Source organism: Streptomyces sp. DI166 (assembly GCF_900091315.1).
GTDB lineage: Bacteria > Actinomycetota > Actinomycetes > Streptomycetales > Streptomycetaceae > Streptomyces > Streptomyces fuscus.
This window is the reverse complement of sequence record NZ_FLSP01000004.1, coordinates 68,436-82,312: the sequence shown is the minus strand read 5'-3', so window position 1 is coordinate 82,312 and position 13,877 is coordinate 68,436. Positions and strand designations below refer to the sequence as shown.

Annotated in this window: 11 protein-coding genes; 3 read left to right on the top strand and 8 right to left on the bottom strand. The window is 73.3% G+C overall.

The window, feature by feature from the left end:
* Positions 1–28: 28 nt before the first annotated feature.
* The 4 genes from GA0115233_RS03400 to GA0115233_RS03385 all read right to left on the bottom strand — a co-directional run bounded on the left by GA0115233_RS03400 (position 29) and on the right by GA0115233_RS03385 (position 5,521).
* Positions 29–1,540 carry a phytoene desaturase family protein gene (locus GA0115233_RS03400; protein ID WP_176711628.1) on the bottom strand — a complete coding sequence of 504 codons (1,512 nt, stop codon included), beginning with the start codon at positions 1,538–1,540 and terminating at the stop codon, positions 29–31.
* A 405-nt stretch (positions 1,541–1,945) separates the two neighbouring features.
* Complete coding sequence (locus GA0115233_RS03395; protein ID WP_093718541.1) at positions 1,946–2,575, bottom strand: TetR/AcrR family transcriptional regulator; 630 nt, start codon at positions 2,573–2,575, stop codon at positions 1,946–1,948.
* Positions 2,576–2,598: 23 nt separating this feature from the next.
* The gene (locus tag GA0115233_RS03390; protein ID WP_093718540.1) at positions 2,599–4,683 is read right to left on the bottom strand and encodes a YhgE/Pip family protein; all 2,085 of its coding nucleotides are present in this window, start codon (positions 4,681–4,683) and stop codon (positions 2,599–2,601) included.
* On the bottom strand, positions 4,655–5,521 hold the full coding sequence (locus GA0115233_RS03385; RefSeq protein ID WP_093718539.1) for an ATP-binding cassette domain-containing protein: 867 nt from the start codon (positions 5,519–5,521) through the stop codon (positions 4,655–4,657). The genes GA0115233_RS03390 and GA0115233_RS03385 overlap by 29 nt, the downstream gene beginning before the upstream one ends.
* Before the next feature lie 164 nt (positions 5,522–5,685).
* Here GA0115233_RS03385 and GA0115233_RS03380 point away from each other — a divergent pair, with 164 nt between their 5' ends.
* From GA0115233_RS03380 to GA0115233_RS03370, 3 genes are all read left to right on the top strand, one after another.
* Entirely contained in the window at positions 5,686–6,249 is a 564-nt protein-coding gene (locus GA0115233_RS03380; RefSeq protein WP_093718538.1) for an SAV_6107 family HEPN domain-containing protein, read from the top strand.
* Positions 6,250–6,485: 236 nt separating this feature from the next.
* Positions 6,486–7,313 carry a methyltransferase gene (locus tag GA0115233_RS03375; protein ID WP_093718537.1) on the top strand — a complete coding sequence of 276 codons (828 nt, stop codon included), beginning with the start codon at positions 6,486–6,488 and terminating at the stop codon, positions 7,311–7,313.
* A gap of 276 nt (positions 7,314–7,589) precedes the next feature.
* A complete protein-coding gene (locus tag GA0115233_RS03370) occupies positions 7,590–7,979 on the top strand; it encodes a DUF3040 domain-containing protein (protein WP_093718536.1) in 390 nt (129 codons plus the stop codon).
* Positions 7,980–8,125: 146 nt separating this feature from the next.
* Here GA0115233_RS03370 and GA0115233_RS03365 read toward each other — a convergent pair whose 3' ends face one another.
* From GA0115233_RS03365 to GA0115233_RS03350, 4 genes are all read right to left on the bottom strand, one after another.
* The gene (locus GA0115233_RS03365) at positions 8,126–10,504 is read right to left on the bottom strand and encodes a transglutaminase TgpA family protein (protein WP_093718535.1); all 2,379 of its coding nucleotides are present in this window, start codon (positions 10,502–10,504) and stop codon (positions 8,126–8,128) included.
* The gene (locus GA0115233_RS03360) at positions 10,501–11,865 is read right to left on the bottom strand and encodes a DUF58 domain-containing protein (protein WP_093718534.1); all 1,365 of its coding nucleotides are present in this window, start codon (positions 11,863–11,865) and stop codon (positions 10,501–10,503) included. The genes GA0115233_RS03365 and GA0115233_RS03360 overlap by 4 nt, the downstream gene beginning before the upstream one ends.
* Positions 11,865–12,899 carry an AAA family ATPase gene (locus tag GA0115233_RS03355; protein WP_093718533.1) on the bottom strand — a complete coding sequence of 345 codons (1,035 nt, stop codon included), beginning with the start codon at positions 12,897–12,899 and terminating at the stop codon, positions 11,865–11,867. Before GA0115233_RS03355 ends, GA0115233_RS03360 begins: the two co-directional genes overlap by 1 nt.
* A gap of 235 nt (positions 12,900–13,134) precedes the next feature.
* The gene (locus tag GA0115233_RS03350; RefSeq protein ID WP_093718532.1) at positions 13,135–13,683 is read right to left on the bottom strand and encodes a beta-class carbonic anhydrase; all 549 of its coding nucleotides are present in this window, start codon (positions 13,681–13,683) and stop codon (positions 13,135–13,137) included.
* Positions 13,684–13,877: the final 194 nt, after the last annotated feature.

Below are 13,877 nucleotides of genomic sequence, written 5' to 3'. Positions count from 1 at the left end.
CGGGTCCCCGGCGCGACCCGCCCGGCGCTCACTGCGACCCCCGGAAGTCCGGCCCCTCCACGATCAGCCCGGCCACCAGCGCCCCCGACATGCCCGCGTGCGGGAGTCCGCCCCCGGGGTGCGACCAGCCGCCGACCGTGAACAGCCCCGGCACGCGTGTGCTGTTGGCCGGGAGCAGGTACGCCCCCTCGGCCGCGGCCAGCGCGGGCGCGGGCACCCCGCCGCCCTCGGCGCCGGTCTCCGCGCGGGTGTGCACGGGGGTGCGCACCTCGCGCCACAGCGTCCGCGCGCGAAGGTCCGGTACCGCCCGCTCGGCGGCCTCCACCATGCGGTCCGCGAAGGCGTCGGCGGCGCCGGGAGCCGTCCAGTCGTAGGTCCCCTGCGGCGGTGCCGTCGCGGTCAGCACCACCGACTCGTGCTCCTCGTCGGGCCGCAGCGCCGGATCGTCCGGGCGGTCCACGCGTACCGTCGGCAGCGCGGCCGGTTCGCCCCGGCGCAGGGCGTCCAGCTCGCTCTGCCGGTCCGGGGTGTGCACCACCGTCCGGTGCGCGGCACCCGCTGCCCGCGCCCCGCGCAGCGCCAGGCAGACCACCACCCGGCCCCGGGCGGGCGCCTCGGGGCGGGGCCGGACGTCCTCGGCGCCGTACAGTTCCCGGCCCGGCACCAGCCCGCGCAGCCGCCACGGCCCGCAGCCCACCACCAGGTCGGCCTCCACCACGGTGCCGTCCGCCAGCTCAAGTCCCGCGGCCCGGCCGTCCTTCTCCAGCACCCCGGTCACCTCGGCGCCGAAGTGGAACTCGACCTTGCGGGCCAGACACCGCTCGTGCACCGCGCGGGCCAGCTCCCGGATGCCGCCGCGGACGTACCAGGTGCCGAAGGCGTGCTCCATGTACGGCAGCACCGCCGCGTAGGCCGGGGCCGCCGCCGGGTCCAGGCCGTGCGCGAGGGCGTGGCTCTCCAGCAGCGCGGTGAGGCGGGGGTCGCGCAGCTCCCAGGCACCGACCTCGGCGAGGGTGGTGGCGCGGCGGGTGCGCAACAGGCGCTTGTGCGGCACCGCCGGGTACGGCTCGCGGGAGGCCAGCACGTCCCAGTTGGGCCACAGCGGCTCCTCCAGGAGAGGTCTGCGGCCGCGGTCCCAGGCCTCCCGGGCACGGACCAGCACATCGCCCCAGCGTCCGCCCGCGCCCGCGCCGAGCGCCTCGTCGAGGGCGGCGACCACCCCCGCGCGGGAGGCGTTCGGCAGCGCCACCTCGGTGCCGTCCGCGAAGACGTGCCGCGAGGAGGGGTCGACCTGGACCAGCTCGACGCGGTCCTCCAGAGGCTCCTTGCCGGTCTTCAGGAACAGATCGCGCCACACGGCGGGCAGGGTCAGCAGCCCGGGACCGGTGTCGAAGCGGAAGCCGTCCCGCGCCAGACGGCGCACCGCCCCGCCGTAGGTCTCCGTCCGCTCGTACACCGCCACCCGGTGGCCCGCGACGGCCAGCCGGGCAGCGGCCGCCATCGCGCCCATCCCGGCGCCGATCACCGCAATCCGTGCCATGCCAGGGACTTTATCCGCCGCCACCGACAGTGACCGCGGCGGAGGTCCGGAGTGGGTCTGAGCGCGCAGGACTGAGTACGCGTACCTAGTCGTGGAGATGAGTACGCGCGCGGATGGGGGCCGACCTGCGCGGACGAGACAGTGGAGACACGGAGAAGGGGACCGGCTCCGGCACCGGCGACACGGGGCGCCGGAACGGAGCCGCCCTGATCCGCTCCTTCCGCCGGCCGCGCGTCGGCGGAAGCGAGACACGGGGAACCCGGGGAAAACGACCGGACGGGGGACCAACGGGGGAACGGGGGAGTACGGCGAAAGCGCCGGTTCACGGCGGCCCGAGTCGGGGGACAGGGCCGCGGGAACCGGCGCTTTCGTATGCGTGGGGAGGGTCGGCTGCCGGGGAGAGTCTCAGCCCCGGCCGCTCACCCGGCCCTGGAGCAGCCGGGACAGGGCCGCGTGGACGTCGTCCAGGGAGCGCTCGGGCTGGAAGGACTGCCAGTCCAGGGCGGCCACCAGGACCATGCCGACCAGCGCGGCGGCGGTCAGCTGGATGTCGATCTCCTCGCTGAACTCACCGGCCGCCACACCGTCGCGCAGCACGCCCTCCACGATGGCCACGACCTGCTGCCGGACCACCATCAGCGTGGACTGCCAGGCCCGGTTGGTGCGCCACAGCTCGGCCACGTAGAGCTGGGTGAAGGCCGGGTAGGCGGCGATGAAGCCGAGCCCCGCGCGGATCATCGCGTCCAGGGCGTCGACCTTGCTGCCGCCCTCCCGCTCGGTGCGCTCGGCCGCGTCCTTCAGGGAGGCGGCGAGCAGACCCACGCCGTGCCGCAGCAGCTCCTCGAAGAGGACCGACTTGCTCGCGAAGTTGTAGTAGACCGTGCCCTTCGCGACTCCGGCGCGCTCGGCGATCTCGTCCACGGTGGTGGCGGAGAAGCCCTGCTCGGCGATGAGCGTGACGGCGGCCTCGTAGAGTTTCTGCCGGGTGGCCTCACGGCGGGTGCTGCCGCCCGGTGCGGCGCTGCTGCTTTCCATGGCCATGATTGTCCCGCGCCCCGTCACAGGCTCAGCTCCGGGTGCAGCCGGTCGAGCGTCCACACCTGGCGGCGCCGCGCCGACAGCGCGGTCAGCGCCAGGGCGCCCGCGGTGAAGGCGGCGAGCACCACGCACGCGTGCCAGACCGGTTCCAGTCCGCCGCCGGTGATCAGCCGCCTGAGGGCCTCCACGACGTAGCTCATCGGCAGGAACGGGTGCAGCGCGTTGAAGAACCCGGGACTGGTCTGCACCGGGTAGGTGCCGCCCGCCGAGGTCAGCTGGAGCATCAGCAGGGCGAGCACCAGGATCCGTCCGGCCGCCCCGAACCGGGCGTTCAGCCACTGGATCAGGGACGCGAAGCACGCCGTCACCAGGAACAGGAAGCCCACCGTCCCGGCCGCGCGGGCCATCTGCAGCCCGACCGCCCAGTGCAGGACCGACATCAGCGCCACCGTCTGGAGCACCCCGATCGCGACCACGGGCAGCCAGCCCGCCAGCGCGATCCGCCAGGCCGAGGCGCCCGCCGCGAGCGCCCGCCGGTTCATCGGCGCGATCAGCATGTACGCCACCATCGCGCCCACCCACAGCGACAGCGGGATGAAGTACGGGGCGAAACCGGTGCCGTAGTTCGGCGCCTTGTGCAGGTCCTCGGCGACCAGGCGGACCGGGTCGGCCATCACCTCGGTGCGCTCGTCACGGTCCCGCTTGCCGTAGTCGGGGATCTGCTCCGCACCGTCGTGCAGCCCGTCGGACAGCTCCCCGGAGCCGTCGACCAGCTTGTACAGGCCCGCCTTGAGGCCCTTGGCGCCGGCCTTGAGGTCGCCGACGCCCTTGTCGAGGTCGGTGGCGCCGGTGTCGGCGGTGCCCAGCCCCTTGTTCAGCTTCTTCGCCCCGGCCGCGACCTTGCCGGCGCCCTCGTTCAGCTTGTTGATCTTGGTGACGGCGTCGTCGATGTCCTCGGAGAGGTTCGGCGCGCGGTCGGCGAGGGCCTGGGCCTGCTTCTCCAAGGTGGCCAGGTGGCCGTCGAGCTTCTCCAACTCCTCGGCGTGGTCGGTGACCAGCGTGTTGACGTCGGCGGCCAGCCCGGAGACGGTCTCGGCGGCGTCCTTGGCCGTCTTCAGGTCGGGGCAGGCGGTGTCGTCGAGGAGAGCGTCCTCGCAGCGCGACTTGTACACACGGCCGAGGTCCTTGGCGGACTCCCGGGCGTCCTGGGCGGCGGTGGGGGCGCGTTCCACCAGGGCGTCGAGGTTGTCGCGGACGGTCCCGGAGGCGTCGGCGACCAGCTGCGCGGTGACGCCGATCGCCTTCTCGTTGTCCTTGATGAAGGGGCCGACCTCCGCCACGGTGCCGTTGACCCTGTCGGCGAGCTTCTGCGTGCCGTCGGCGACGTCGGCGGAGCCCTCCTCCAGGTCCCCCGCGCCCTTGTGCAGCTTCGTCAGGCCCTTGGCCAGCTTGCCGCTGCCCGCCTTGGCGTCCTTCAGCCCGTCGGCGAGGTCCCGCGAGCCCTTCTCCGCCTTGCCGATGCCGGTCTCCAGCTTGTCGGCGCCCTTGGCGGCCTCCACGGTGGCGCCGTGGATGTCGGAGAACGAGATGAAGATCCGGTCCAGGAAGGAACGGGACGCCTTGGTCGACGCCGCGTCGCGCACCTCGCCGAACACCGTCCGGGAGATCTGCCCGACGATGTAGTTGTTGGCGTCGTTGGTGCGCACCTGGAGCGCGCCGGTCTCGGGGGAGTCGCCCGAGCTGGACGCGATCCGCTCGCTGAAGTCGGCGGGCATGGTCAGCGACAGGTAGTAGCGGCCGTCCTCCACGCCCGCGCGTGCCTCCTCGGCGCTGACCTCGTGCCAGTCGAAGACCTCGCTGTCGCGCAGCCCTTCGACGATGTCGTCGCCGGCCGTGATCCGCTTGCCTTCGGCCCGCGCACCCCGGTCGTCGTTGACCAGCGCCACGGGGATGCGGTCCAGTCTGCTGTACGGGTCCCAGAACGACCACAGGTACAGGGCGCCGTACAGCAGGGGCAGCACGAGCAGTGCCACCAGCGCGGCCCGCGGGAGCTTCCCCCGCCCGAACCGCCGGATCTCAAGCGCGGCCAGCCTCGGCGATCGCATCGGCGGGCACCTCCTCGGGGGTGTCGTCGTCGGCCTCGGGGGCCGGGTCGGCCTTGTCCGGGGCCGCGGGGGTCGTGTCGTCCTCGTCCGGGGCCTCGGTAGACGCGTCGTCCTCGTCCGGGGTCTCCGGCTCGTCCTGAGCCACCGTCGACACACGCACCGCCCCCTCCGGTGCCTCACTGCACACCGCCACCACCGTCGTCCCCCCGTCGGCGAGGGACCGCAGCAGCGCCCAGACCTCCTCGCGCTCGGCGTCGGAGAGCTTGAGGTCGGTGTCGTCGACGCCGATCAGCCCCGGCTCGCCGATCAGCGCCAGCGCCACGGACAGCCGCAGCGCCTCCACCCGCTCCAGATCCCGTACGGCGGTGCGCGAGCCCTTCGGCAGCGCCGCCGGGTCGAGCCCGGCCGCGTCCAGCGCCCGCCGGATCCGCAGCCGGGTCTCCGTCGCCCGCTCCGCGCGGGGGCGCAGCAGGCCCCGCAGGGAGCCGCCGAACCGCCGCTGGAGCAGCGCCCGCTCGTGCAGGTGCTCGGCGACGGTGAGGGCGGGGTCGAGATCCGTGACCCCGGGGACATGGGCGAGGGCGCTGCACCGGCGGGCCGCCCCGAGCTGCTTGGGCAGCGCGGCACCGCCCACCCGGGCGGTGCCCTCGGTGGCCTTCATCCGTCCGGTGAGCGCGAGCAGCAGACAGGTGCGCCCGGTACCGGACGGCCCCTCCACTGCGATCAGTGATCCCGGGGCGGCCTCGAAGGAGACCCCGCGGAATGCCCATCCGCGGGGTCCTTCGAGTCCGAGCCCCCGGGCCGCGATGCCGACATCGGGCGTCACGGCTCCCCCCATTCCCCTGAGTAGTCCACGGTCTTTTGAACTGACTGGTCAGTGCAAAAACTAGCCCGAACTGTCGATCGAAGCAAAACCCCAGGTCAGAACGGATTGTCAGTGGCATACCTCACGATGGGCACATACGGCACCCGTGCCGTCACACAGACGACAGGAGGTTCGTCATGGCCAGCTACCACGCAGCCGCCGCACGCCGGCGCCGCGCCACCGGCCCTGCCCCCTCACTGACCGGCCCGGCGAGCGACGTACACCCCGTGCTGCGCCGGACCACGGCCCCGCCCGCCGCCCTCGACCTGCTCGCCCAGGCCCGCGCCGGACTCGACGAGGCCGCCGTCCTGGAAACCCCCAACGAGCGCTACGCCACCGCCCACCTCGCCGCCCTGCGCACCGCCGCCGCCGTCCTCGCCGCCCGCGGCCGCCCCGAACCCAACCCCCGACGCCGGGCCCGCATCCGGAGCGCCTGGGAAGTGCTCCCCGAGATAGCGCCCGAGCTGACCGAGTGGAGCGCGCTGTTCGCCTCCGGGGCCCGCCGCCGCGCCCGGGCCGAGGCCGGTATCCAGGGCGCGGCCACTCGCCGGGACGCCGACGACCTGATCCGCGACGTCGCGATGTTCCTGCGCCTGGTGGAGAAGATGCTCGTCCTCCAGCCCGTGCTGCCGCAGCCCCGCCAGGACACCGACCGGCCGGAGGAGGGGCCACCGGGCCAGGACTTCCCGGACGCGGGCTGAGGACACCGCGCCGACCCGGACGGGTGCCGGGGCCGGGCGGCGGCCCGGACCGGGGCGTGCCGGTCCTGCGGCAGCCGGCGATCAGCAGGCCGCAGGCCATGCGGTGACCTGGACCGGTGCCGAAGGCAATAGGGTGGGACCAGCCTGAAGCCGTCCCGCTCCGGTACTCCGGGCCGGACGGCGCCCCGTTCGCTCCGCCGCGCCTGAGGCGGTGCCGCGCCGAGGAGTCAACAGCCGTGTCGGATCCGATGCGCCCGCCCGTCGCCCACCAGCACCCGCAACCGGCGTCGCTGCGTTCCGACCCCTTCGGACCCCGCGCGTCGCTGCGGACCGCCGTGGTCTGGGAGGTCCTCAAGGACGCCCTCGACCGCCAGGTCAAGGCCACCGGCCGGGAGGCGCTGGACGTGCTCGACGCCGGTGGCGGCAGCGGCAAGTTCGCCGTGCAGGTGGCCCGCCTCGGCCACCGGGTCACCGTGGTCGACCCCAGCCCGAACGCGCTGTTCGCACTGGAGCGCCGCGCCGCCGAGGCCGGGGTCGCCGACCGCGTCCAGGGGGTCCAGGGCGACGCCCACGGCCTGTTCGACGTGGTCGAGCGGGGGCGCTACGACGCGGTGCTGTGCCACGGCGTCCTGGAGTACGTCGACGACCCCGCCGAGGGCGTGCGCAACGCGGTGGCCGCCCTGCGCCCCGAGGGCGTGCTCAGCCTGCTCGCCGCCGGACTCGGCGGCGCCGTGCTCTCCCGTGCCCTCGCCGGGCACTTCAAGGAGGCCAAGCAGGCCCTGGAGGACCCGAACGGCCGCTGGGGCGCGGGTGACCCCGTGCCGCACCGCTTCACCACCGAGCAGCTCACCTCGCTGGTCGAGGGCGCGGGCCTGAGCGTCGCCGCCGTGCACGGTGTGCGCGTCTTCGCCGACCTCGTGCCCGGCGTCCTGGTGGACACCGAGCCCGGCGCCCTGGAGGCGCTGCTCAAGCTGGAGGAGGCGGCGGCCGAGCTGCCCGCCTTCCACTCCGTGGCCACCCAGCTCCATGTGCTCGGTGAGACCCGGGGGAGCGCCGGGGCCTGAGCCGCCTCCCGGGGCGCATCGCTGATCAGGGACTTGACGGCACATGGAGTACGCCACAGGCCCCCCGATCGAGCGCTCAGAGCCGTATGATCGAGGGAGACCGCCCGGCATGACGGGTCGGCTGCTGGGGAATGCAGATCTCAGCGGGCCGGACGTCCATGGCGGATCCCGGTTGGCCAATTGGCGTAGAGGGGCGGGTTTCACGGGGGCGATTCCCTGCCTATCCTGAAGGGACCCCCCGGGTCGCCCCGGCGACTGCACGATGAGGAGGACTCCGTGCCGCTCTCGGAGCACGAGCAGCGCATGCTCGAGCAGATGGAGCGAGCGCTGTACGCCGAAGATCCCAAGTTCGCGACAGCGCTTGAGGGAAGCGGGCTGCGCACGTACACCCGACGCAGGGTGTACCAGGCAGTCGCCGGCTTCCTCGTGGGTATCGCGCTCCTCATGGCTGGAATGGTCGCCAAGCAGGTCTGGCTCAGCGTGGTGGGTTTCCTCGTCATGCTGGGTTGCGCGGTACTCGCCGTGACCGGCTGGCGCAAGGCTCCCAAGCCGGGTGAACAGCCCACGGGCGGTCATCAGACCGGCCGTCAGGGTCGGACCAAGCGCTCCATGATGGACCGGATCGAGCAGCGCTGGCAGCGGCGCCGCGACGAACAGGGCCACTGAGAGCCTCAGCTCCTGGACATAGCGGAGGGGGCGACCACCGTCGGGTGGTCGCCCCCTCACGCATGCCTCGGCGCGGGACGCGCGTACGACGAAGGGCCCGGGCGGGGAGCACCCGCCCGGGCCCTTTCCGCTGCGACCGGTGGCCGTCAGCCCCGCTGCCCCGAGGGCCTGCGGAACGTCGGCCGGAGCGCGGCGAGCCGCGCGGTGAACCCGCGCCAGCGGTCCGAGGCCGTCCACACCACACGAACGGTCGAGCGCGGCATGAACAGCGCTCGCAGCCGGGTCGAGCGGCTGAGGCTGCCCCGCAGGGCGGCCACCACACGGCGGACGTCCTCAGCGAGCCCCGCGGCCGGTCGCGGCCGGGGCGCGTACAGCACCTGCTCCACCGCGTCCGCCACCCGGTGCACCGCGGCCGCGGCCTCCGGATCCAGATGGCCGAGCCGGACGATCCGGGCCGCCGCCTTGCGCGGGGTCTGCGACTCCTCCGGCGTGATCCCGAAGTCCCACGCCGTGTCGGTGAGCTCCTGCCACACCGCCAGGATGTGCGGGGCCGCGTCGTCCTCGCCCCGGCCGTGCGCCCCGAGGCGCGCCGCCCTGGTCCGCAGCCGCCACAGCATCGGTGACAGCGGGATCAGCAGCGCCGCCGCCCCGGCCAGCGACCAGGCCAGCAGCGCCCACCACTTCGGACCGTCGTCGCTCGTGACCAACGCGGCCTCGGGCGACTCGCTCGCGCACAGCTCCGGCCGGCCCGTCGCACAGCTCTCGCTCTGCGACGGCTCGGTGCTCGGCGCCGCACTGGCCGACTGGGTCGGCCGCGCCACGTCCGGCAGCGTGCTGCCGGAGGTGTCCGGCTGTGTGTACTCGGGGACCGAGCCGCGGGACGGGGTCGGCTCGAAGCGGGTCCAGCCGACGCCCTCGAAGTACAGCTCCGGCCAGGCGTGCGCGTCCTTCAGGCCCACCGTCACCGACTCGTCGCCCTGCGGGGTGCCCGGCGCGAAGCCGACCGCCACCCGGGCCGGGATGCCCAGCGAGCGGGCCATCGACGCCATCGCGAAGGAGTAGTGGACGCAGAAGCCCCGCTTGTCCCTCAGGAACTTGGCGATCGCCCGGGAGCCGCTGCCGACGTCCACCTCGGTGTCGTACTCGAAGCCACCGGTGAGCGTGAAGTACTCCTGGATCTTGACGGCCTGCTCGTACGGGTTCTTCGCGTCCTCGGTGACCTCGCGCGCGGTCTCCGCGACCACGTCCGGCAGCGACTTGGGCAGCTTGGTGAACTCCCGCTCGATGGCCGCCGGAGGCTCCGGCGCCGAGGCGAGCTGCTCCGCCGTGGGCTGCACGTCGAGGCTGCGCACGGTGTAGGTCAGACCGCGGGTGTTCTGGCCGTGGTCGCCTACCAGGGTCATGCCGAGCGGTTCGTAGCGCCAGTTGCCCTCGACGTCCACGCCGCTCGGCGGGTAGGGCATCGGCAGCCAGTCCTGGGCGTACCAGTTCGCCGCCGAGATCCGGGTGGCGACCTCCGCGCGCTTGATGTCCGGGCTCAGCCCGATCGGCGTGGGGAAGGTGTCGTCCGGGACCGCGGTGATGTTGCGCTTGGCCGGCTTCCAGGTGGTGCCGTCGAAGTCGTCCAGGGACACGATCCGCAGGTACAGGTCGGAGAGGTTCTCCGAGGTGGTGCGCAGGGTGAGGACCTCGCGGTCCTCGTCCACGTTCAGGCTGTCGCGCAGGGAGACCAGCGGGTTCACCGCGGAGATCGTCCCGCCGCCACCCGTCCCGGTGCCCACCCCGGTGCCCGCCGCGTCCAGCAGGCCGCCGTTCATCGCGGGCAGCCCGAGCGGCACCACCAGGGCGATCCCGAGCGCGACCGCGCCGATCCGCCGCCCGGTGCGCACCGGAGCCACCGCGCCCGGCTCGGCCCCCGGAGTGCGCGGGGCACCGGCGAAGATCCGGCCCCACTGCGAGAGCCGGTCCCGGCCCTCGGCCAGCAGCAGCATCAGATAGCCGGCCGCGGCCACCAGGAACCACAGCCAGTCGGCACCGCCGTCGGACAGGCCCGCGGCGACCGAGTACAGCGCCAGCAGCGGCAGCCCGGCCGGGGCGGCGCTGCGGAAGGTCACCGCGAGGACGTCCACCGCGAGACCGATGATCAGCACCCCGCCCACCAGCATCAGCCGGATGCCGTCGGTCAGCGGTGCCGGGATCGCGTACCGGGAGACATCGTCCGAGCCCGCCTGGAGCAGGTCGGCGAAGTGCCTGATGGCCTCCGGGCCCGGCAGCAGCCCGAACAGTGCCTGCTCCCGGGCGAAGGCCAGGGTCAGCAGCAGCAGGGTGACCAGGGCCTGCGCGAACACGGTCAGCGATCGGGCCAGCGGCACCCGGCGGGCCGCCATGCCGACGCCGGTCTGCACGGTGAGGATGAACAGTGCCTGGAAGAGCCAGGTGGCCTTGTCGACCAGGGGCAGCAGGGCGCAGGCCGCGGCCAGGGTGGCCACGGCGGCGCACACCGCCAGTCGAGCCCGCCCGCTCATGCCGGTACCTCCCCACCGCTCGCGGCGACGACGCCGTTGCGCTCCCGGTCCGCCTGCCGCCACAGCTCCTCCAGCGCGGCACCGCGCGGCACGCTCACCACCGTCCAACCCGCCTCGCGCAGCATCCGCAGCCGCTCCTCGGCGGCCTGGGAGGGACCGGTCCCGTCGGCGGGCTCGCGCGTCCAGGTCTCACTGTCCAGCAGGAACGCCACCGCGCCCCCGCTGCGCTGGCGCATCCGGGCGGCCACCGCGGCCTGCTCCTCGTCCAGGTCGCCGAAGAAGGCGACCAGCAGCCCCTCGTTCCCGCCGCGCAGCACGTCGTAGGCCCGGGACAGGCCGGTGCCGTCGGAGTGCTCGATCACGGCGAGGGTGTCCATCATCAGTCCGGCCGCGTCGGCCGACTCCTGGCTGGCGCCCGCGAACCCGTCGGCGCCCTCCCCGGGCACCGAGTTGCCGGTGTCGCTCAGCAGCCGCACCGAGAAGCCCCGCTCCAGCATGTGCACCAGCACCGAGGCGGCGCCGGAGACCGCCCACTCGAAGGCCGAGTCGGGGCCCGCGCCGTGGAAGGCCAGGTCACGGGTGTCCAGCAGCACCGTGCAGCGGGCGCGCTGCGGCTGCTCCTCGCGGCGCACCATCAGTTCGCCGTAGCGGGCGGTGGAGCGCCAGTGCACCCGGCGCAGGTCGTCGCCGTAGCGGTAGCCGCGCGGGATGACGTCGTCCTCGCCGGCCAGCGCCAGCGAGCGCTGCCGTCCGTCGCCGTACCCCTTGGCCTCGCCGCTGAGGCGGACCGGGGGCAGTGCCTCCACGCGCGGGATCACCGTGAGGGTGTCGTGCGTGGAGAAGGAGCGGGTCAGCTCGCACATGCCGAAGGGATCGCTCAGCCGCAGCTGGAGCGGGCCCAGCGGATAGCGGCCGCGCAGGTCGGAGCGGACCCGGTAGGACACCTCGCGGCGGCCGCCCGCCTCCACCCGGTCCAGCACGAAGCGGGGGCGCGGGCCGAGGACGTAGGGCACCCGGTCCTGGAGCATCAGCAGGCCGGTGGGCAGCCGCGAGACGTTGTCCATTCGCAGATGGACCCGAGCCTCGCTGCCCGCGGGCACCCGCGCGGGGGAGAGCCGGCGGCTGCCGGCCACCCGGTAGCGGGTGCGGTAGAGCACGGTCGCGCAGACCAGGGGCAGCACCGCGAGCAGCAGGCCGACCCTGAGCAGATCGCTCTGGCCGAGGACGTACGCGCAGATCGCGGCGGCCACTCCGGCGGCCAGGAAGGACCGGCCCCGGGTGGTCAGCCCCGACAGCGCGGTGCGCATTCCGCCCGGTTCACCCCGGTCGGGCTGCGACGGTCCTGTCCCCCCAGTGCTCATCACAGCCTCCGCGGCGGCTGCTGCGGGTAGGCCGGGGCGCCGCGCAGGCCGGCCAGGCCGCCCTGCTGGGGCGCGGCGGGCACCGGGGTGCGCTGCAGGATCTCCTGCACGACCTGTTCCGACGTACGGCGGTTGAGCTGGGCCTGGGCGGTGGGCAGCAGCCGGTGGGCCAGGACGGCCACGGCGAGCGCCTGCACATCGTCCGGCAGGGCGTACTCCCGGCCGCTCAGCGCCGCGGACGCCTTCGCCGCGCGCAGCAGGTGCAGCGTCGCGCGCGGGGAGGCGCCGAGTCTGAGGTCGGGGTGGGTACGCGTGGCCGCGACCAGGTCCACGGCGTAGCGCCGGACCGGTTCGGCGACGTGGACGCCGCGGACCGCGTCGATCAGCTTCACGATCTCGTGGGTGTGGGCCACCGGCTGGAGGTCGTCCAGCGGGTTCACCCCGCCGTGGATGTCGAGCATCTGCAGCTCGGCCTCCGGGCTGGGGTAGCCGATCGAGACGCGGGCCATGAAGCGGTCACGCTGGGCCTCGGGCAGGGGGTAGGTGCCCTCCATCTCGACCGGGTTCTGGGTGGCCACCACCATGAACGGGCTGGGCAGCTCGTAGGTCTGCCCGTCGATGGTGACCTGCCGCTCCTCCATGGACTCCAGCAGCGCGGACTGGGTCTTGGGCGAGGCGCGGTTGATCTCGTCGCCGATCACGATCTGCGCGAAGATCGCGCCCGGCTTGAACTCGAAGTCCCGCCGCTGCTGGTCCCAGATGGACACCCCGGTGATGTCCGAGGGCAGCAGGTCGGGAGTGAACTGAATACGCCGCACCGAGCCGTCGATGGACCGTGCCAGTGCCTTGGCCAGCATTGTCTTGCCCACGCCGGGCACATCCTCGATCAGAAGATGCCCCTCGGCGAGCAGTACGGTCAGCGAAAGCCGTACGACCTCGGGCTTGCCCTCGATCACTCCCTCCACCGAACTGCGGACACGCTCCACGGTGGCGGTCAGATCAGTGAGGCTCGCTCGATCGTCATAGGTCGTCACCCGGCCCTCCTCGGCCCGTTCTTTCCGGGCCGACGCTGCGATGCGGACCGGCCCACCCCGAAACACGGACACCACACGGGAAAAGTTCCGCGCGACGCCACACGGGCATTCTTGCTGCCGTTACCGATTCGTGTCACTCGCCTGTGGACAAGTGCCGGAGTTATGTCCAGCTTTACTGCCTTTTGGGCGGTCCGTAGCTGGAAATCAACAGCGGAACGACAGCTTCCGCAGGGGTTCAGGCGGGGTCGATCTCGCGCAGCAGACCGGTGCGCACGTCGAAGACGAAGCCTCGCACATCGTCGGTGTGCAGCAGGAACGGGGAGGTCCGCACGCGCTGCATGGACTGGCGGACGTCCTGGTCGACGTCCCGGAACGCCTCCACGGCCCAGGCCGGGCGCTGGCCGACCTCCATCTCCAGGTCGTGCCGGAACTCCTCGGTGAGGGACTCCAGGCCGCAGCCGGTGTGGTGGATCAGCACCACGCTGCGGGTGCCGAGCGCGCGCTGGCTGATGGTCAGGGAGCGGATCACGTCGTCCGTGACCACTCCGCCCGCGTTGCGGATGGTGTGACAGTCGCCGAGTTCCAGGCCGAGCGCGGCGTGCAGGTCGAGCCGGGCGTCCATGCAGGCCACCACGGCGACATGCAGGACCGGACGGGCGTCCATGCCCGGATCGGAGAACGCGGCGGCGTACTGGGCGTTGGCCTCGACAAGGCGGTCGGTGACCGTGCCGGCGTCGGCTATCGAGCCGTGAGGTCCCGCGGGTACCGGTGCAGATGTCGTCATGGCTACGACGGTACTGGTCACCTCCTGTCCCGTCCCGCTGTGAGAGGGGACAAAGAACGTCATTGAGGTCTGTTGTGAGCTAACCCACAAGGGGGGTACGAGGGGGCCTGTAGGAGTGAAAAACACCTGCCGACCGCTTCACCGCGACCCCGGGCCGCGCCGCGCAGGCCGGTTGATTGACCGCGAGACACCGT

Bases quoted from the DNA above. Each gene is read 5' to 3' on its own strand.
- GA0115233_RS03380 (WP_093718538.1), top strand. From the start codon at position 5,686: ATGGCCAGCTACCACGCAGCCGCCGCACGCCGGCGCCGCGCCACCGGC.
- GA0115233_RS03395 (WP_093718541.1), bottom strand. From the start codon at position 2,575: ATGGAAAGCAGCAGCGCCGCACCGGGCGGCAGCACCCGCCGTGAGGCC.
- GA0115233_RS03350 (WP_093718532.1), bottom strand. From the start codon at position 13,683: ATGACGACATCTGCACCGGTACCCGCGGGACCTCACGGCTCGATAGCC.
- GA0115233_RS03390 (WP_093718540.1), bottom strand. From the start codon at position 4,683: ATGCGATCGCCGAGGCTGGCCGCGCTTGAGATCCGGCGGTTCGGGCGG.
- GA0115233_RS03365 (WP_093718535.1), bottom strand. From the start codon at position 10,504: ATGAGCGGGCGGGCTCGACTGGCGGTGTGCGCCGCCGTGGCCACCCTG.
- GA0115233_RS03385 (WP_093718539.1), bottom strand. From the start codon at position 5,521: ATGGGGGGAGCCGTGACGCCCGATGTCGGCATCGCGGCCCGGGGGCTC.
- GA0115233_RS03360 (WP_093718534.1), bottom strand. From the start codon at position 11,865: ATGAGCACTGGGGGGACAGGACCGTCGCAGCCCGACCGGGGTGAACCG.
- GA0115233_RS03400 (WP_176711628.1), bottom strand. From the start codon at position 1,540: ATGGCACGGATTGCGGTGATCGGCGCCGGGATGGGCGCGATGGCGGCC.